At 43.1% G+C, this 19,070-nt stretch carries 16 protein-coding genes; 2 read left to right on the top strand and 14 right to left on the bottom strand.

Translation table 11 applies throughout. From position 1 onward, the window contains the following. Positions 1-33: 33 nt before the first annotated feature. From MusilaSJ_RS15865 to MusilaSJ_RS15835, 7 genes are all read right to left on the bottom strand, one after another. Positions 34-1,248 (bottom strand): glycosyltransferase family 4 protein, encoded by a 1,215-nt coding sequence (locus MusilaSJ_RS15865; RefSeq protein WP_274985911.1) that lies wholly within the window; start codon positions 1,246-1,248, stop codon positions 34-36. Positions 1,249-1,305: 57 nt separating this feature from the next. Further along, entirely contained in the window at positions 1,306-1,902 is a 597-nt protein-coding gene (locus MusilaSJ_RS15860; RefSeq protein ID WP_274985910.1) for a ribonuclease HII, read from the bottom strand. Positions 1,903-1,988: 86 nt separating this feature from the next. Next, entirely contained in the window at positions 1,989-3,227 is a 1,239-nt protein-coding gene (locus MusilaSJ_RS15855; RefSeq protein WP_274985909.1) for a PP2C family protein-serine/threonine phosphatase, read from the bottom strand. Between the two features lie 40 nt (positions 3,228-3,267). Next, positions 3,268-4,476 (bottom strand): ABC transporter permease, encoded by a 1,209-nt coding sequence (locus MusilaSJ_RS15850; RefSeq protein ID WP_274985908.1) that lies wholly within the window; start codon positions 4,474-4,476, stop codon positions 3,268-3,270. A gap of 240 nt (positions 4,477-4,716) precedes the next feature. Continuing rightward, entirely contained in the window at positions 4,717-5,847 is a 1,131-nt protein-coding gene (locus MusilaSJ_RS15845; RefSeq protein WP_274985907.1) for a glycosyltransferase, read from the bottom strand. Further along, positions 5,844-6,806: a lysylphosphatidylglycerol synthase domain-containing protein gene (locus MusilaSJ_RS15840; protein ID WP_274985906.1), complete on the bottom strand. Its 963-nt coding sequence runs from the start codon at positions 6,804-6,806 to the stop codon at positions 5,844-5,846. The genes MusilaSJ_RS15845 and MusilaSJ_RS15840 overlap by 4 nt, the downstream gene beginning before the upstream one ends. A gap of 81 nt (positions 6,807-6,887) precedes the next feature. Further along, entirely contained in the window at positions 6,888-7,733 is an 846-nt protein-coding gene (locus MusilaSJ_RS15835) for a dienelactone hydrolase family protein (protein ID WP_274985905.1), read from the bottom strand. Between the two features lie 214 nt (positions 7,734-7,947). Between MusilaSJ_RS15835 and MusilaSJ_RS15830 the strand changes: the two genes are divergently transcribed. After that, positions 7,948-9,156, top strand: coding sequence for a sensor histidine kinase (locus MusilaSJ_RS15830; RefSeq protein WP_274985904.1), 1,209 nt, complete (start codon positions 7,948-7,950; stop codon positions 9,154-9,156). A gap of 153 nt (positions 9,157-9,309) precedes the next feature. Here the strand turns inward: MusilaSJ_RS15830 and MusilaSJ_RS15825 are convergent, their stop codons facing one another. From MusilaSJ_RS15825 to MusilaSJ_RS15810, 4 genes are all read right to left on the bottom strand, one after another. Then, the gene (locus MusilaSJ_RS15825) at positions 9,310-9,687 is read right to left on the bottom strand and encodes an RNA-binding regulator (protein ID WP_274985903.1); all 378 of its coding nucleotides are present in this window, start codon (positions 9,685-9,687) and stop codon (positions 9,310-9,312) included. Between the two features lie 311 nt (positions 9,688-9,998). Then, positions 9,999-10,394: a 3-oxoacyl-ACP synthase gene (locus tag MusilaSJ_RS15820; protein ID WP_274985902.1), complete on the bottom strand. Its 396-nt coding sequence runs from the start codon at positions 10,392-10,394 to the stop codon at positions 9,999-10,001. Between the two features lie 319 nt (positions 10,395-10,713). Continuing rightward, a complete protein-coding gene (locus tag MusilaSJ_RS15815; protein WP_274985901.1) occupies positions 10,714-11,511 on the bottom strand; it encodes an alpha/beta hydrolase in 798 nt (265 codons plus the stop codon). 8 nt (positions 11,512-11,519) lie between these two features. Next, positions 11,520-12,638 (bottom strand): Zn-dependent alcohol dehydrogenase, encoded by a 1,119-nt coding sequence (locus MusilaSJ_RS15810; RefSeq protein ID WP_274985900.1) that lies wholly within the window; start codon positions 12,636-12,638, stop codon positions 11,520-11,522. 310 nt (positions 12,639-12,948) lie between these two features. Between MusilaSJ_RS15810 and MusilaSJ_RS15805 the strand changes: the two genes are divergently transcribed. Beyond that, entirely contained in the window at positions 12,949-14,514 is a 1,566-nt protein-coding gene (locus MusilaSJ_RS15805) for an alpha-amylase family glycosyl hydrolase (RefSeq protein ID WP_274985899.1), read from the top strand. Positions 14,515-14,669: 155 nt separating this feature from the next. Here the strand turns inward: MusilaSJ_RS15805 and MusilaSJ_RS15800 are convergent, their stop codons facing one another. From MusilaSJ_RS15800 to MusilaSJ_RS15790, 3 genes are all read right to left on the bottom strand, one after another. Then, complete coding sequence (locus tag MusilaSJ_RS15800; RefSeq protein ID WP_274985898.1) at positions 14,670-15,317, bottom strand: gluconate 2-dehydrogenase subunit 3 family protein; 648 nt, start codon at positions 15,315-15,317, stop codon at positions 14,670-14,672. A 20-nt stretch (positions 15,318-15,337) separates the two neighbouring features. Continuing rightward, positions 15,338-17,074 carry a GMC oxidoreductase gene (locus tag MusilaSJ_RS15795; RefSeq protein WP_274985897.1) on the bottom strand — a complete coding sequence of 579 codons (1,737 nt, stop codon included), beginning with the start codon at positions 17,072-17,074 and terminating at the stop codon, positions 15,338-15,340. A gap of 177 nt (positions 17,075-17,251) precedes the next feature. Next, positions 17,252-17,923: a 3-keto-disaccharide hydrolase gene (locus tag MusilaSJ_RS15790; RefSeq protein ID WP_274985896.1), complete on the bottom strand. Its 672-nt coding sequence runs from the start codon at positions 17,921-17,923 to the stop codon at positions 17,252-17,254. Positions 17,924-19,070: the final 1,147 nt, after the last annotated feature.

The following is a 19,070-nucleotide window of genomic DNA, read 5'->3' as shown; positions in this document are numbered from 1 at the left end:
TGTTGTCACACCAACAATGGCATAGGGAATCACTTATTCAGGTAAATCAACGTCCAGGCTTTGATAAAAAGCAACAAGGCCCGGTGCTATTACATGTACATCGTGCTGTTCTTCAATTAAACGGCGGGCGTTGAGGCCAATATTACGGCAAAATTCTTCGTCGGTAATACAGCGTTCAATGGCATCATAAAACTCCTGCCGGTTATTAGCAATAAGGATATTAGTGCCATTGGTAAAATTGATGCCTTCGGCACCTAATGAGGTAGAGATAATACATTTTTCCATCGCCATACCCTCTACTATTTTAACCCGCATGCCACCGCTTGAAAGCAAGGGCACTACCATAATAGCCTTACTATTCACAAACTCAGAAGCATCGTCAACCTCACCCTGTATAAAGATCTTTCCCATCGCTTCGTACTCATCAAAGCTATCGGGGATATTATGGCCGGCAACATAAAATTTTACGCGAAGGTCGCCCTCGGTAAGGTCTTTATAAAAGTTCTCTATAAACCACTCAATCCCTTCCCGGTTGGGCATCCAATCTAACGAACCTAAAAAAAACAAACTTGGGAACTCCGTTTTATTATAGTCCGGCTTATAATCGGTCAGGGAAATACCTACCGGAAAAATATCAACCGGAATGGTAACACCGTATGATAACAGCGTTTTTTTATCTTCATTGGTAAATACAGCAATGGCATCAAATTTATTAAGCTGCTGCAGTTCATAGTCTTTCACCCGGCGGGCCAGCAAATGCAGGTACCACTTCTTAAACAGGTCGGTTTTTCGTTGTGCCAGCCTCATCCATACCTGGTGTTCAATATTATGCGACCGGTAAATTAACCGGGCTTTGGTATGCTTACGCATAGCGGCCAGGTAAGGCGTTACAAACAAGCCTTCAAACTGGATAACATCGTATGCCGTCTGGCGCAATTCGCGTAGCAGGAGTTTCTCAAATTCAGCATTGTAATAACGATCAACATCATTTGATTTTTTGCTGAACAGATTGGTTATGGAATCAAGTACCGATACATTGATGTTAATGTCATACGATGTGTACCTGATCTTCTGCATCAGCTCATCTTCGTCTGTTTGTACACTGCCATGATATCTTTTCCCGTTTAAAGCCACCAATGCAACTTCATGTCCAAGTGCAATCAACCCTTTTATGGTATTGCAAACCACAATAGCGTAACCGCCATTCTGCGGAAATGGTACACGATGTGTTAAAATTAGGATCTTCAAACGGTGGATTTGGTTTTTAACAAAAATACCATCCTGAACGTGGTATTCAAAACTTCATTAAAAAATACTTAACTGCGGATCGGTTACCCTGAAAGTACGGCGGTGATAAGGCGTAAAACCAATCTTCATTACGGTTTCGCGGTGCCTGGTAGTAGGATAGCCTTTATTGGTATGCCATTCATACTCCGGGTGTTCGGCTGCTATTTGCATCATATAATCGTCGCGATAGGTTTTAGCCAGGATAGATGCGGCCGCTATGCTGAAATATTTTCCATCACCTTTAATAATACATTCATGCGGAATGCTCCGGTACTTTTTAAAACGGTTGCCGTCGATGATCAAAAACTGGGGTTCAAGATGTAATTTTTCGATGGCCCGGTGCATCGCCAGGAATGATGCGTTGAGAATGTTGATCTCATCTATCTCCAGGTTATCAACAGATGCCACGGCATAAGCCACCGCTTTTTCCTCAATCTCGGCACGAAGCTGGTACCTTATTTCCTCGGTAACTTGTTTGGAATCGTTTAGCAGGTGATGATCAAAATCAGGGGGTAAAATAACTGCGGCGGCAAAAACAGGCCCGGCCAAACATCCCCGTCCCGCTTCATCGCATCCTGCTTCCAAAAATTCGTACTGGTACCTGGCTGATAACATCCGGCAAATATAATAAGAGTTGTAAACGTGTTAGTAAAACAATTAGTATGATGAGTTTTTCAACATGTGGTTAACGCATCCTTTGCTTAAAAAATTTTTAGCGTAAGCAGGGTAATATCATCAATAGGCTTGCTTTTATGAACGTTGCTTAAATAATCCAACAGCGCCTGGTTAAAATTATCGGGCGATAGCTCGCCATGCGCAAGCACAAAATCAAGTAATTTATCCTCGTTCCATATTTTGGTGCTGGGCGATTCAAAATCCATGAGTCCATCTGTATAGTTAAAGATCAGGCTACCGGGCTCCACATCAACTTCGCCCTCGTTTAAAAAAGGCAGATCTTCAAAAACACCGATCATAGTGGTACCCAGTTTAAGCGGAATGGCCCCTCCTTCTGAATAAAGTATAGTTGGGTTGTGCCCTGCATTAATATAATTAAGCCGCCGCTTTTTTTGATTATATCGCGCAAGGAACAAGGTGATAAACCGTTCGCCTTTGGTGTTGCTGAGTACAATTTTATTTAGCCGGTCAATAATATTGGTCAAATCACCCTCAACCGCCGCCCAGGCATGCAGGCTGGCCTGGAAGTTGGCCATCAGCAAAGCAGCCGAAATACCCTTACCCGATACATCGGCAATACACCATAAAAACTCATGCTCATTAAGGCGGATAAAATCAAAATAATCGCCGCCGATGTTTTGATGCGGAAGATACTTAGCCCCGATCTCCACACTGTCGTCTTTATGCTCACGCATGGGGATCAGCATATTCTGCACCTCTACTGCAAGCTCCATCTCGCGCAGAAAACGTTCTGATTGCAGCCGTTCGCGAAAAAGTTTTTTATTTTCAAGCGCCACAATGATCACGTTCATCAGCGTTTGGATGAAATTAAGATCATTGTTAAGCATCTCGCCCGAGGTATTAAAATCGCCGATAAGGGCGTAGGCAAGTGCTTTGCTTTTGTGATATACCGGGATAAAGTAATTGTATTTTTTAAGGAGAGGGTCGCGGTGTCCGGCAATAGCTATAGGCGCTTTAACTTTACTCAGCTTTTTACACGCACGGGCCAGCACTACCGACGATTCAACGTCGCCGCCATACTTGGCTATACAGGCAAATTTATCATCCTTTTCAATCAAAAACCTCAGCTTACCTACCTGCAAATAGTTTTGCAGGATAACTTCCAGCATTTGAATGAGGATAGGAGTAGCGGTGTTTTTGTTTATGGCCCGCGTAATTTCCAATAAAGAATTTAACTCCGACTGCCGTTTGAGCAAAAGCCTGATCAATTCGTCTTCGCCGGAACCGTCGTCTACATTCAGCATATTGATATAAGTACGCTGACTAAAATAGAAGAAATAATTTTTAAATACGAGTACTTTGTGATTTTATATCAAAGGCATCGCGCAAGCCAACGGTAACCAGGTTAAAAGCATAAACCAGCAGCATAATGGCCATACCCGGAATGATAGCCAAAAAAGCTGAGTCCATAACAATATATCCATAATGCTCCTTGATCATACCGCCCCAGGTTGGCATAGGCGGTTGTGCGCCAAAACCCAAAAAGCTAAGCCCGGCCTCTAAAAGTATAGCCGAGGCAAAATTTGAGGAGGCCAAAACCAGTATTGGCCCGGTTATGTTGGGCAAAATATGTTTAGCTATAATACGCTTGTTGCTAAAACCCAATGCCCGTGCGGCCTCAATGTACTCCACCTGTTTAAGGCCCATTACCTGCCCGCGCACCAGGCGCGCCACCTCAACCCACATAGAAAGCCCAACGGCTATAAATATTTGCCATAGGCCTTTTCCCAGCGCAAATGATATGGCGATCACCAGCAACAGGGCAGGAAGCGCCCATAAAATATTCATCAGCCAGCTTAACGATGAATCAACCCATCCTCCAAAATAACCCGCTACGGCACCGACAGTTACGCCGAGCAGCATACTGATGATAACCGACATTAAACCAACAGCAAGCGAGATCCGTGTGCCCAGCAGCAGGCGGCTCAGCATATCCCTACCATAGCCATCAGTACCAAGCCAAAAAGTTTTAAAGCCGATGTTTTCTTCGTAAACAGCCCCCCAAAACCTTCGATAAACACCCTCATTAGCATCTCTGACAACTACTTGCCCGTTATAGTTAAAAGCTATCTTCCCATTTTTATAAACAGGCTTTTGCCCTGTCATTACTTCAAAAATATTGTAGGCTTTTTTCTCGGGCTTATCTTCATCGCCGATATATCCGTTAACGTAAATAGAATCTTTAACGAAATGATACCCCGTAACAGGAACTTCTTTATAAAACGACGGCTGCCCATACAGCATCCTGCTGAACAAATTTACAGTATCAACAGTCTCCGCTTTCCGGAGCTTTAATATCATATAGGTTGAACCCGGCTTTTTTATACTAAGCTGTATGATCATATTATTGGCCAGGGGCGTATCATCGGGCATGATGAGGTAGCCCAATATTGCAACAAGCAAGGTGAGCAGGATAAATGCAAGCCCAGCTACAGCAATTTTATTACGCTTAAAAACACGCCAGGTGCGTTTTGCTGGTGTAATTTCGGCCAAGGTGTTAATAGTTGATGTGTATTGGCTAAATATCGCTTAAATAGGTGCAATTAGCAATAACGAAGGTTTTCTTTACATTTAAATAGCCAAAGCGATTTGGAGCTAAAAGCAAAAGGCCGAAAGCTAAAAGCTTTAAATCGTCTTCAGCTGAGTCAAACGGCCTCCGGCTTTTGACTTCCGATATAGCTTTGAGCATTAAGCTTTAAGCTTTCAGCCTTGGGCTTTGAGCTTAAATTCGGCTCATTTAACGATCCTGCCTTTCCAGGCATATTTCTTATTTTTCCCTAAAAAGCCGATAATAACGAAATAAAGGATATTAAGCGGCAAAACGAAACTTACATACCAAAGTAGTTCACGCCGTTTTAAGAAGTTCATGATCGGTGTCATGTATAACAAGTCTATCGCATATTTAATTCCGATAGTAAGCAGAAACAATTTCAGGAAACAGCTATCGAAAACACCCAGAACGGCTGTTAGCAATAGCATAAAATTACACAGCCAGATACTGAGCGCAAAGGCCACCATCTTTTTATTTTTATACTTGGTTGATTTTGATGCCCAGCGGCGCCTTTGCTGCATAAACTCTTTTAAATTAGGCTTTGCGTGGGTATATACAATTGCCTCGCGCCGTTTTAAAAAGGCTATCCTGCCGGGATAACGTTCTCCAACCTTGTGCAATAAAAGTTCATCATCGCCCGAGGCCAGGTCATCGATGCCGGTAAAACCGCCTACTTCATAAAATACATCTTTACGATAAGCAAAATTTGCCCCGTTACAGGTGGCAGCAAAACCATGACCTAAAAACGCCCCCCCCATACCAATAAGCGATGAAAAATCAAGTGTTTGCATGCGCTCAAATACCGATTGCTCCTGGAAATAAGTTACCGGCGAAGAAATCATCACCAGGTCATGCTGCTCATAAAAGCCAACTATAGTACGCAGCCATTGATTACCCATACGGCAATCGGCATCCGTTGCTACCATTAAGTCGCCTGTTGAAAGTTTAATGGCTTCGGCTATCGCTTTCTTTTTATAGGAGTTAAGTGTTTCGCCAAGCCTAAGCTGCAACAGCTTTACGCCCTGTGCCGCATAACTGCTGATGATAGCCGCGGTATTATCTGTTGAATGATCGTCAACAATGATGATCTCCACCAGGTGCCTGGGATAATCCTGCGCTAAAATGTCTTCAATGGTAAGGTGGATCTTTTCTTCCTCATTACGGGCCGCAATAAGCACGGTAACTTTGGTGCTAAATGTTTGGCCAATAACCGGGGCGATGGTGACCTTTGCCCAGCCTATCCGGAGATAGATCAGCAACAGCACATAAAGCCCCATAGAAAATAATGAAATAATACTAATCAGCGCGGTCAAAAGAATTTGAGTTTTAAAACGAACAACGATCCTAAAATAGCAGGAATAAATAAATTAATAAGCCATATTGACGATACACCGGCTATTACGGCGATATTTTGATCGGTCACATACACAAACAGGTGCGAAGCAGTAAAGCCGCGTACACCAATATCAAAAAGATCAAGAGATGGGATAGCTGATGATACCACGAAAAACAGCATCAGCATCAGCATCATGGGTACAACAGCCATATGCGGCATCAACAACTGAAAAACCAGGAAATACTGCATTGAAAACGTGATATACCGCGCAATGCTAAACCCCATGATGTTGATAAGTTCGTGGGTGTGATACCGGCCCATTACTTCAAAAAATCGGTGATATTTTTTGATGAACGGAACCCTGTCAAGCAAAGTAACCGCCCAGTTAATATGAAAATAAAATATCAGCTGCATAGCTGCAATTACAACACCGATAGCAACTACCCCCCAGGCCAGCAATAAATTGGCATGAATGAAATTGACTACAAACCAGATCATGGCTACTACCCCCAAAACATTGGTTACCGAACCCTGGCTAAATGAGCCTACACCCATGGCAAAAATACCCGGAATACGCTTGCGAGGGGGTAAAAACATAACACGTCCACCATATTCGCCCAGTCGGTTTGGTGTGGTTACTGCCCAGGTAAGGCCGCAAAAAACAGCCTCAACAGCTTCCCATAAAGAAATATTGATTAATGTTTTGGTTACATAGCGCCATTTAAGCGCTTCCAGGAACCAGTTCAAAAACATCAACATAACTACCAGCCCCATAACAATAACAACATGGGTAGTACTTATTTGCGATGCGAAATGTTCAAACTGCTTTAGGTCGTTATTCTTTTTGTTGAACTGCCGGTAAATAAACCACCCTGCAATTATCAATATACCGGCCTTAAGAAGATACGAAACAACCTTTTTAGCAGAGCGTGTCAAATAGATAAATTTTATGCAATGTTACAAAAAAACGGGGCATGCTAAAGCTTGCCCCATACAACACTACACGGTTAATTTTGTTTACTTCAATCTTGCTTTTAAAAACACCAGCGTATTTGCATAGGCGTCCTTCGTAGCATCGCTGTTATAAATAGGATTGCTCGGGTTTGCAAAACCATGGTCGGCATCGTACTGGTGCAGGTAAACCTTTTTTCCGGCGGCTTTCATATCAGCATCAAATTTAGCTACAACCTTAGGGTTAATCCACTGATCTTTATTGGCGAAGTTCCCCAGCACATCGGCGTTTAAGGTTTTTAGTTTATTTACGTCCTGCTCGGGCATGCCATAATACATTACACAAGCTACCGCCTTTTTACCGGCAAGCAAGCTGGTTTGCAAACTCCAGCCGCCGCCAAAGCACCAGCCAATAGTAGCAATATGGGCTTTGGGGCCGGCATAAGCTATGGCTCCGTTTACTATAGCGCGGGCCCTGTCGTCATTTACCGCCTGCATAAATTTGCCCGCGTCTTCGCGTGTGGTAGCTACCTTGCCGTCGTATAGGTCAAGGTCAATAATGTTGACGTTACCCAGGTCATTATATAGCTTTTCTGATTCTTTTTTTACATAGTCATTAAGGCCCCACCATTCATGTATCACCAATAAATAATTATTAGCAGGCTTTTTGGCTTTCATGAAAAATGCTGATGCCTGTTTACCATCCGGCGTTTTGTAGGTGATGGCCTCGCCTATACTGCTTTGAAAGCGGATTGGCAAAGGATTTTTGTGCGACATTTTGAACCGGGTATTGGAGGCCAGCATGGCAAACTGCTGTGTTGCCGATGGATTACTGCAGCAAACTACTTTGCGCTGCGCAAAAGTTATAGTGGTTAAGCCGATAAATAATGTTAATAAGAGCAGTTTTTTCATAGGGTTCAAATTTTATGTTAATTAACGCAGAAGTGCAATTAAAACAATTACGTTGATAATATAGTTTTAGTTGCGGGGGCTAATGTGATTAACCGGCATAAATTTATGATAATGTATACACAATTACCTAAAATTTAATGCACACCTGTTTATTATCCACTGAATCTTATGTGGGTAAAAGCACGTATATAACAATTACCAATATATATTTAATATGCCTGTTCCGCCAATCCCTGACAATGAAATGGAAAGGCTTTTAAGCCTTTCGGAATTTGATCTTGATTATACCGAACACAAAGACAGTTTTAAGGACCTGGCCAAGCTGGCAGCCAAAGTTACCGGCACGGAGGTTTCGCTGGTTAACCTTATCGACTCCTATACGCAATGGAGTATCAGTGGTCATGGTTTAGAAATTGAACAAATGCCCCGTGAGGATTCGGTTTGTCAGTATACTATTATAGACGGAGAGTATTTTGAGGTTGAAGACTTGCGGAATGACGAACGTTTCCGGGATAAATTTTATGTAACCGACGGGCCCAAATTAAGATATTATTATGGCATACCACTAAAGGTAGGCGACGATCATAATATCGGCGCCTTATGTGTGCTTGATAAAAACGTTAAGGAACTCACACCAGAAAAGGTTGAACTTTTAAAGATCATTGCTAATGAAATACTAAGCAGGTTAAAAGACCTGAAAGTAATTAACAAACTAAAAAGTAAGCTTGCTGAAGCCAGCGAAATTCAAAAAAAGGTAGCTCACGATATCCGCGGACCTTTAAGCGGGATCATCGGCCTCGCCCAGCTGATCAGCGAACAGGGAGAGGCAAACCAGATAGAAGAAGTGCTGGAGTTTACCAACCTGATCCATAAAAGCGGGCGGTCGATACTGGAGCTTGCAGATGAGATCCTGAGTGCTGATAAAAATGATCATAAACCCATATCCAATGGAGCGGAATTTAACCTGCTGGTATTTAAAGATAAAATTGAACGGCTTTTTATTCCGCAAGCCCGCAATAAAAACATTTTGCTTACGGTTACAACCTCATCCGAATCGGAGCGGATTCCCTTTGCCCGGAATAAACTGTTACAAATAACCGGGAATCTCATCTCAAACGCCATAAAATTTACTCCGGCCGGCGGTTATGTTAATGCAGACCTGAGCCTCGAACTGAACGACCATACCCATATACTGCAAATCCAGGTGAAGGACAGTGGTGTTGGTATAGATGAAAAAGGTATCGAAAAAATACTGAAAGGCAATGCAGGTTCAACAACAGGAACAACCGGCGAAGCAGGATTTGGCTTTGGGCTGGCATTAGTAAAACATCTGATCGAAACCCTTAAAGGATCAATCAATATCTACTCAAAACCTGGCCAAGGGACTGTATTTGAAGTAAGGCTCCCACAAAAAATGCAATGATAAAAGAACCTGTCCGGAGTAATAATAGGGCATAGAGGTTTGCGTAGGCAAAAAATCCCTAAATAGTTGTTATTCCTGAAGGTAGATTATAGATGCAATACTTAAAGTAAAATACCGACCTAAAAGCCCGGTATTTTACTTTAGGTTATATTTTTACCAGCTTTTGCCGCCGCCACGGTTATCTCTTGAATAGCCGCCACCGCCACCGCGGTTGCCGCCACCGTAACCGCCGCCGCCACGGTTACCGCCACCGTAGCCACCGCCACTGCTTCTGCGGTCGCCGCCTGGTTTTTTCTCTTCTGCCTGGCTTACTGCAATTGATCTTCCTTTAACTTCAGAACCGTTTAGGCCGCTTATCGCTTGTTGTGCTGCCTCATCATCTGCCATTTCAATGAATCCGAACCCTTTGCTTCTTCCTGATTCCCTGTCAATAATAATTTTTACGGAGTTAACTTCACCATAAGCTTCGAAAAGCTGCTTTAAATCGGCTTCCCCTAAAGTAAAAGGAAGGCTTCCTACGAATATGTTCATTAATATTTAGTTTTTAATGGGCATGCTTTGTTAATTACCCACGTTTTGTTAACATCAAATATAGTAATAGATATTTGATGATTACTGCATGTTTATGTGAATGAGTGCTTTTATTTTAAAAAAATTTACTTTTTTTTCAGTTTTGGGAAAATAAATGGTGGCAGCCAACCCATTAATACAAAGGCCAATTCATTTTGTTTTGAAAATATGGCGTTTTTGTAAAATAAATATGAAAAAAATGGCAAGCCGGTATTTTTTAAATATTACTGTAATCAAAGTTATTTTCCGGAAGCAAAATTAACCGCAAAACCCTAAACTACCGATTCAATCTGATAGCGTTTGCCATTCAGCGTAAACTCATCCCCGGCTTTTTTACCGCTAAGCAAATTGCCTATCGGCGATGCGGGCGACACCGCGAAATATGTTTTGCCGTTGAGTGTTAAAACACCGGCACTTATAGCCAGGTAAAAATTACCATTATTGGTAACTATCACACTCCCGGACTCGGCATGCATCGATACCCCGGTGGTGCTGACGCGGTTTAGTACTACCAGCAACTTGTTAGCTTCATTTAGCTGGGTCATATTGCGGTTGGTTTCCTGCTGCATCATTTCGCGCCCGGTTTCATATTTATCGCCCGCGCTGCTTTTGGTATCATCGGTTGATGCCTTTTGCGCATCGGCTATGGCAAGCTCTGTGGCTTCCATAATTTTACGCACGTAATTAATACATAGTTGATGTAATTCTTTCTTCAGATCGCCCATTTATGATATCAAACAAAAAACTAAAATAGGTGAAAATATCAAATTTTGTTGTGCAGAAAACCTGTCGGTAAAAATAAAAGCCCCCTTGCACTCGCTGCTTGGGGGCTTTAAACCTAAACCTTATCACTATTTGCAGGCGTTAACCTACAAAGTAGATAAACGTTATTAAGTGCAATAATGGTATGTCTGACTAATTAAAACTGACAAAATAATGATATTCGCACATTACAAGCCAGTCGTTAGTTTATATTAACTGCCTTATCTACAGCTTACCGGCAAAAAATTTAAGCGTTGAAATAATATGTTTTGCCCAGTATGACCACTCGTGCCCACCCTGGTTTTCTTCATAAATATGAGGGATCTTCTCCTTATCCAGCTTTTTATGCAAATCGCGGTTATAGTTGATGAGCAGGTCATTGGTACCGCAATCAAACCGAACAGGCGGCAGTTGTGGCCTGTATTTTTTAAATGTTGCAAACACATCTTCATCGGCTACAATATCCTGGGCATAGGTTTTTAAGGGCTCACCGGCAAAAAGTTTGATCTGCGGCAAGCTTGTTATAGACGACAGGCCGGCAATGGCCTTAAATTTATGCCCGTATTTTGCGCCGATCCTCAAAGCGCCAAATCCTCCCATAGAGAGGCCGGCGATAAACAGCGGTGAATTTTGTTTTGCACCGGGAATATTTTCCATTACAGCCATAGGCACATCATCGGCTATCCACTGCTCAAAATTAAAGCCGCTATGGGGCAAATAACCTGAGCCATCGCCCCAAAGCCCATCCGACGGCATGGCTAATATCATTCTTGGCAATTCGTCTTTTTCAATCAGTTCATTGGTTTTTAAATGAACGCCCCCGCTCATGGCCCAGCTCCAGGCGCTGCCATATACCCCATGCAGCAATATTACAATGGGTAAAACCTCGTTTTTATTGGCTCCGGCCGGAACGTATACGCAAATATCACCCCGGCCCTTTAAATTGGGCGTTTTTACAGTTATAAACCGTAGCTGATTACTTTCATATTGCGGATTGGAAATTTCTGTTGTTTTAAATGGCATGAGCTTTTTTAGTCGAACACGATAACCCCTTTAGCATTCCTGCCTTTCAGCATGTCGTCAAAAGCTTTATCAAGTTCGTTTATAGAATATGTACGTGTAATCATTTCTTCAAGTAATAAGTGCCCGCTGGTATAATGTTGTGCTATATCCGGAAAATCAATTTGCGGGCGGCACTTACCATAAAGTGGGTTAATGTAAATCTTATCCCATTCAAAAAGGCGCATATCAATGGTGATTTCCTGTTCAATTCCGCTTACCTGTACGGCCGTACCGGCATTGCGCACCATAGCTAAGGGGGCTGCACCTAATTCGGGGATGGCAGTGCATTCAAAAGCGTAATCTGCCCCGCGGCCACCGGTAAGTTTTTTTACTTCTTCGGCGGCTTTAAGCAGGCCGGCATCATCTTTTGCAGCCAGGATGGTGTGGGTTGCGCCAAACTTTACAGCCGTTTCAAGGCGATGGGGATTAATATCAACGGCGATGATCTTTTCTGCGCCGGCAACCTTTGCACCCTGTACCACATTAAGACCCACACCGCCGGTACCCAATACAACTGCTGATGAGCCTGCTTTTAGCCTGGCTGCATTTACCACTGAGCCGTAGCCCGTCATCACCCCGCAGCTGATGATACTTGCAGCAGGGAATGACATGGTTTCCGAAGTATTTTTTACCACTGCCGACTCTTTTACCAGCGTATATCCGGCAATAGTGCCAATATTGAAAGATCTTAAAATTGGTTCGCCATTAAATGTTGTGCCCTCAAGACCTGCATGACCCGGAGTGTAGCCATTACCGCCGGCTGCAACCGGCGAGGCTACTTCACACAAATGCAGGTTACCCTCCAGGCACTGAAAGCATTTGCCGCAATGCATGGCCCAGTTTAAGATCACCTTATCGCCGGGTAGTACACTGCTAATATTTTTTCCAACCGAAACCACAATACCGGCACCTTCGTGACCTATAATGAGCTGTTTTCCCCAGCTTAACGAGTCATGATCGGTATGGCAAAGTCCCGCTGCTTTTATTTTAACCAGCACTTCATCATCTTTCGGTTCGTTCACCACAATATCCTGGACTGAAAAGCCACCCTTTCCATTGGCAATAGCCGCCTTGCATATTATAGCCATAATTGGGGTATTTGTTAAACGCTTTTCATACGCCTTTAAACTGGTTATGCAAATAATAGCAATTACCATAGCTTGCCATATCAGCAGTGCCGGATACGCCAAGCCTATGCAACAAAAATAGGTTAAGCCATGATTCTAAAACTTTAGCAAATTGTCCAAAAAGTGGCCTATATTATCCCACAAAGGGATTTTTATCGCTTTTGATAATGTTTTTGAAGGGCTGCCGGATAAAATACACCAGTTTTTCACACCTGTAGTTATTGTTAATAGTCAACCCTTTGCGTTACTTTAAACTCCAATTATAAAAACCATGAAACTAAATAAGCTTTTTATCCTGGGCTGTTTATTGTTTGGCTTAATTCCCCCCGGCGTTAATGCTCAAACGGGTGTGCCGGGCAACAACGAAATTATTTACCATATATTTCAGCGAAGTTTTTACGATAGTAATGGCGATTATCACGGCGACCTGAATGGCGTCCGCCAAAAGCTTGATTATTTGCAGGACCTCGGGGTTACGTCTATATTGCTTACCCCGCTTTATCAATCTGTTTTTTATCATAATTACTTTGCTATTGATTTTGAAAAGATCGACCCGAAATATGGCTCCCTCGCCGACTACCTTAAACTGATCAAAGAGCTGCACCGCCGGGGGATGAAATTTTATATGGATATGGAAACCCAGTATGTAACTGAAGACTCCCGCTGGTGGAAGGAGGCCTTCGGAAACCCAAAATCGCCATACAGCGATTATATTTTATGGGATGACAAGGACAACAAAAAGCCATCAACCATAGTATATAACCTCAGCGGACTAACAGGTTATGACAGCGTATCCCGCAAAATAACGACAGCAAACCTCAACAGCGATGCTTCAAATGCTTATAATCTAAAATTGTTCAGCTACTGGATAGACCCCAACGGCGATGGTAAATTTGATGACGGGGTAGATGGTTTCCGGCTTGATCATATGATGGACGACCTGGATAACAAAGGTCGCCTTCCACACTTATTCGATACTTTCTGGAACCCTTTGCTAACCAAACTAAAAGCCATCAACCCTAAAATTAAAATAGTTGCCGAACAAGCCAACTGGTTTAGTCTTGGTACCGAATATCTGGAACATGGAGGTGTTGACCGGGTATTTGGGTTACGGCTGTGTTTTGCTATCCGGTCGTTTGATAAAAGGCTACTTTTAGCCAATGCCGATTCAACACTGGCCATGCTGCCTCCCGGCAAGCAACAGGTGGTTTTTATCGAAAATCATGATGTGCCCCGCTTTAGCTATGCTGTAAAAGGCGATTTGGCAAAAATGAAAGTTGGCTGCGCTTTTAACCTGCTGATAGGCGGCATCCCATCCATTTATTATGGGCAGGAGTTGGGCATGACCGGCACTACGGCAAATTTTGGCGCTACCGATGCCAATGAAATTCCCGACAGGGAAGCTTTTGAATGGTACAAAAGCGATACAGGCAAAGGCATGGCCTTGTGGTATAAACAAACCGGGCCCTGGAAAGATCAGTTCAATAACGATAAGCCTAATGATGGGATCTCCCTGGAAGAAGAAAAACAAAATCCAAACTCATTATGGAATTACTATAAACGGATGATTGCCATTCGCAAAGCAAACCCGGCTTTTATTGATGGCAGCTACAAAACTATCAATAACGATAATGATCATGTTTTTACATTTATGAGGAAGGATGCTGGGCAAACCATACTGGTGGCGATAAACCTGTCGGATAAGGAAACCGGTGCAAATATTGATGCCAACGGAAATACGCTTAATATTATTGGGGATGCAAAACCGGTAGCAAAGGGAGGAAAACTGGCGGTTAATTTGCCGGCGTTTGGGGTGGGGGCTTGGGAGTTGAAGTAAAACTTGTGCTCGTTTGTAACGAGCGCTTAATATGGTTTGGCGATTGTATCGCCTTTGCGTTATAAACGCAAACCCAGGTTAAGCACTCGTTGCAAACGAGCGCAAGAATAGTTTTTTAAGCCCTCCCCCTCCGGGGAGGGTTTGGGTGGGGCTGCTTACATCGAAGCCGAAGCCTTCACATTTTCCATACCGTAATGCTTCAGGATGTCATCAGGTACACCCGTCCATTTGCCGGGTTGGTTACCTGCGTAGCCAATATCTTTCACCCCGATTTCGCTGGTGAAAAAGCCCGAAGCAGTAAGATCGCGCATGCGGTTGAAGAAAGCTACGCCCTGGGCCATTTCTGGTTTGGCTTTTTTAGGGTAAGCGATCATATCAATTAGCTGGATCTGCTGATCTTTAGTGCAGTCGGTAAATGGCTTGCCAAAACGGTTAAGGCATTGCAAATCGAGCCAGCGTAAACCACCGCGCATGGGGGTTTGATGATCGGGCATATCTTTTACAATAAACTCGATGAAATCAGGCACCTTGGCATCAGATGCGCTGCCCGATTTTTCATCTTTTGGGATAATGATATCGGCCAGTACAGTGATGGCAGCCATTTCGGCAGCGGTGAAAAATTTATCGGCATGCAGTTTTTTATCCCGCTCAACCTCAAACGGCTGGCGACCAACTTCGTCGCCGGCTGCTGCTGTGGTTGTTTCTTCTGCGCCTTTTTTCGTATCGGTTTTACAGGCCTCCAGTAATAATCCTGCCGAAAGTGTACCCAAGCCCAGGGCTTTAAGGGAGTCACGTCTGTTCATAAAATTGTTATGTTAGCTTGTTAAACGTTTAATTTTTTTCTTTCCTGAATAATGTATTCTGCAGTGCGCATTGATAACGCAAGGATTGTCCATGTCGCGTTTTTATCACCTTGTTGCACAAATGGAGCAGCGTCAACCACAAACAGGTTTTTACAATCATGCGCCTGGCACCATTTATTTAAGGCCGATTTTTTAGGATCGTTACCCATACGGATAGTACCTACTTCATGAATGATCTTACCCGGAGCTTCCAAACCGTAGTTGGTTTCAGGGCCTTGCGGCGGACCGTATATTGCACCGCCCATATTGTGCATAATTTCCTGGAAGGTTTCCTGCATGTGTTTGGCCTGTTTAATTTCATCAGGGGCCCATTTATAGTGGAAACGCAATACCGGGATCCCGTATTTATCAACTACGTTAGGATCAATTTCGCAATAGTTATCGTAACGGGCAATAGCAGTACCACGACCGGCCATACCAAACTGGGTACCATAAAAACGACGGTAGTCATCTTTTAATGATGCACCATAACCACCGGCCTCTTTCATTTTACCATCGCGGCCCGGCACTACACCATTCATGTTTTGGATACCACCGCTGAAACCGTATGACGGCATGTGTAAACCACCACCATATTCGATGTGGTAACCGCGAGGAAAATCCAGTTTTTTATTATCAAGCCACCATGGCGAGTAGATGTGCACACTGCCAACGCCGTCTTCATTGTAACGCTTGCGGTCCATCAACTGTGGAAGGAAACCACCTGCGCTTGAGCCGGTTGAGTCATGCAGATAATGCCCTACAACACCGCTGCTGTTAGCCAAACCGCCCGGATGCTGGGCCGATTTTGAGTTAAGCAGGATCCTGGCTGATTCGCCGGCGCTTGCGCCAAGGATAACTGTTTTCGCATTAACCTGGTACTCCTGCAAATCTTCTTTATTAACGTATGATACACCGACAGCCAGGCCTTCGGCATTGGTAATCACCTCGCGTACCATGGCGTTGGTAATCACCTTTAAGTTACCCGTTTTAATGGCCGGGATAACCAGGCATGATGATGCCGAGAAATCGCCGTAAACTTTACAGCTACGACCGCATTGCCCGCAGAAGAAACATGCACCACGGTCTTTATTGCCTGGTAAAGCCTCTGTTAATACCGAACCACGGCCCGGAATAATTTTAACACCGGCTTTTTGAGCACCTTTTACTATGTACAGCTCATTAAGTCTTGGTTTTGGCGGAGGAAGGAAAATGCCATCCGGCTCATTCTCCAAACCTTCTTTGGTTCCGTAAACACCTATCATACGGTCTACCTTATCATAGTAAGGCTTAACATCATCATAAGTGATTGGCCAATCGTCGGTAAGACCGTCTTTGGCCTGGAAATCACGCGGGCCCATCCTTAATGAGATCCGGCCCCAGTGATTAGTACGGCCGCCCAGCATCCGTGAGCGGAACCAGAAAAACTCGGTTTTATCTTTGGTGGTGTAAGGCTCGCCATCAATTTGCCAGCCTCCATAGGCCGCGTCAAAATCGCCGAAAGGACGGGTAGTACCGGCACCGCGGCGCGGGGATTCCCATGGCCATTTTAACTGTTGTGAATCTTTAGCGGGGTCAAAATAAGCGCCGGCCTCAAGCATTAAAACTTTTATCCCGGCGTTAGCCAAAACGTAACCGGCCATACCCCCGCCGGCACCCGAACCAACAATCACCACATCATAGGTGGCTGATGATTTTTTAATTTGCAGATCGCTCATATTATATCAAAGTATCCTTCTTTCTTATACGAAGAGAAATTACACATGCCTGGAGCATGTTAATTTCTTTCTTATACGAAGAGAAATTACACATGCCTGGAGCATGTTAACACAATTTAAGTTATGGTATAAAGATATGAACAGGGCACTATATCCGTACCCTGTTCATCAAAAATATTAAAGCTCCTTAATGCCGATGTTGCGGAAGCTAACTAAATGGCCATGGTCCTGCAATGCGATGTGACCTTTAGGATAGGCGGCAAAACCTTTCCAGGTTTTGAACTTGCTGTTATTTAACAATTGCGCCCACTCTTCGCTGCCAATTTTTACATCAACAATTTTGGTTCCATTAAGCCAAAAAGTAAGCTGACCGTCTTTTTTACGCAGTTTAACTTTGTTCCATTCGCCGGCAGGTTTTGCTACATCTTTTGACGGGGCTTTCATATCATATAATGAACCCGCAAGGTGGTTGGCTTTTTTGTTATCGCTGGCATCTTTATTATCAAGCACCTGCATTTCGATACCGGTTAAATAGGTATCGCCAAATTGAGGATCTTCATGCACGCCGAAAATAATGCCGCTGTTTCCTTCTTTACTGATATTCCAGTCTAAAACAAGTTCATAGTTTTCGTATTCGCCGTCGGTAACCAAATCGCCCTGGCCTTCGGCCTTGGGGTCAAGCTGGAGTGTGCCGTCAACCACTTTCCAGGCGGTAACGTCTTTTTTAAGATAAGTGTGCCATCCGGTGGTGGTTTTACCATCGAACAGGGGAGTGTAACCCTTGGTTTGTGCCGACGCCGACAAGCAAAGTGCCGGGATGGCCATCAGGCCAAGCATGATTTTTTTCATAAAATTATAGTTGTTTTTATAGTATCAGAACCGCCATTAAAATAGCGTTGGTTGGTTGCGGCGGCTCCTGTTGGTTTCATTGTTTTGCTTTGTACAAGGTATCTGACTTAAAAAGTATAAAACTGTTTAAGGGCGTATTTTGATAAAACGTTTTAATTGCAAATTAAGTGAACATTTTTTTAGGTCGGGCTAAATATATTGGCTTTTTTTTAATGCTAAAACGATTATCGCAAAAATAAAGTATAAGCCTGTGAAAACTGAGGTAAAAGCTTGGTTACAATGGACAATTTATGGTAGATGGATAACATCGAGCAGGCACCTGATTGTAACAAATGAGGTGTCCCATTTTTTTGATTCCCCACAAAAAATTTAAAAACCCCTGGCCGTTATTTTTTTTAAAAACAGTACTGTTCCATTTTTTGAGAGTGAAACAGCGGAACGGCTTTTTTATGAAACACATTGATAATCAGGCATCTAAAAAACAGAGCGAAACATCATTAAACATTTGATTATCAACAAATAAAACTTAAAGGAATAATCAAAGGGGGTTCAAATGCAGAACAGGAGGCGGCGAATATTTCAGCGATTTTTTATCCGTTTTTTAAGTTTTTCCATATTAGCGGATTGAGCAATGCTAAGCACTGACAAAATAGCACCACCATATTTTCAGATTGATATGTGTTGTTTTGCCCAAAGGGCAAAATGGGCCTGCGCTTAAAAAATGTCTGCTAAGTCACGAGTAGCAGGCCTGCAGACAAACTCTGCATAATCGCGCGGGTTGAATATTTGCAAATCGCAGTAAGAAATTTTCGCACGAATTATTTGCCGACTTACCACAATTAATCGAATTACACTAATCTCAAATTTATACAATTGAAAAATTCGTGTAATTCGATTAATTTGAAAAAATTAGTGTAAAAATTTCTTATTCGTACGCTTTCTACCAGCATATATTTTTTACAACAATTTCCCTGTTACATACCCCCAATCAGTCGCAGAAACAGCCGACAAACATTCATAATTTCCGGCTAATGTCACAAGATGCCGATTGCCGATACATTTACTTAATGCTGACATATGCCCGATTGCAAAAAAACTTATAATAAGTAATATTGCGCCATTATAATTAACCCTATGTTAACACATA

Source organism: Mucilaginibacter sp. SJ, assembly GCF_028993635.1.
Classification (GTDB): domain Bacteria; phylum Bacteroidota; class Bacteroidia; order Sphingobacteriales; family Sphingobacteriaceae; genus Mucilaginibacter.
The sequence above is the reverse complement of the archived record's forward strand: the minus strand, read 5'-3'. Positions and strand labels throughout refer to the sequence as shown.

Excerpts from the sequence above, each read along its gene's own strand:
- MusilaSJ_RS15795 (WP_274985897.1), bottom strand. The coding sequence starts at position 17,074 with ATGAGCGATCTGCAAATTAAAAAATCATCAGCCACCTATGATGTGGTG.
- MusilaSJ_RS15830 (WP_274985904.1), top strand. The coding sequence starts at position 7,948 with ATGCCTGTTCCGCCAATCCCTGACAATGAAATGGAAAGGCTTTTAAGC.
- MusilaSJ_RS15800 (WP_274985898.1), bottom strand. The coding sequence starts at position 15,317 with ATGAACAGACGTGACTCCCTTAAAGCCCTGGGCTTGGGTACACTTTCG.
- MusilaSJ_RS15805 (WP_274985899.1), top strand. The coding sequence starts at position 12,949 with ATGAAACTAAATAAGCTTTTTATCCTGGGCTGTTTATTGTTTGGCTTA.
- MusilaSJ_RS15815 (WP_274985901.1), bottom strand. The coding sequence starts at position 11,511 with ATGCCATTTAAAACAACAGAAATTTCCAATCCGCAATATGAAAGTAAT.
- MusilaSJ_RS15790 (WP_274985896.1), bottom strand. The coding sequence starts at position 17,923 with ATGAAAAAAATCATGCTTGGCCTGATGGCCATCCCGGCACTTTGCTTG.
- MusilaSJ_RS15820 (WP_274985902.1), bottom strand. The coding sequence starts at position 10,394 with ATGGAAGCCACAGAGCTTGCCATAGCCGATGCGCAAAAGGCATCAACC.
- MusilaSJ_RS15825 (WP_274985903.1), bottom strand. The coding sequence starts at position 9,687 with ATGAACATATTCGTAGGAAGCCTTCCTTTTACTTTAGGGGAAGCCGAT.
- MusilaSJ_RS15835 (WP_274985905.1), bottom strand. The coding sequence starts at position 7,733 with ATGAAAAAACTGCTCTTATTAACATTATTTATCGGCTTAACCACTATA.
- MusilaSJ_RS15860 (WP_274985910.1), bottom strand. The coding sequence starts at position 1,902 with ATGTTATCAGCCAGGTACCAGTACGAATTTTTGGAAGCAGGATGCGAT.
- MusilaSJ_RS15810 (WP_274985900.1), bottom strand. The coding sequence starts at position 12,638 with ATGGCTATAATATGCAAGGCGGCTATTGCCAATGGAAAGGGTGGCTTT.
- MusilaSJ_RS15855 (WP_274985909.1), bottom strand. The coding sequence starts at position 3,227 with ATGCTGAATGTAGACGACGGTTCCGGCGAAGACGAATTGATCAGGCTT.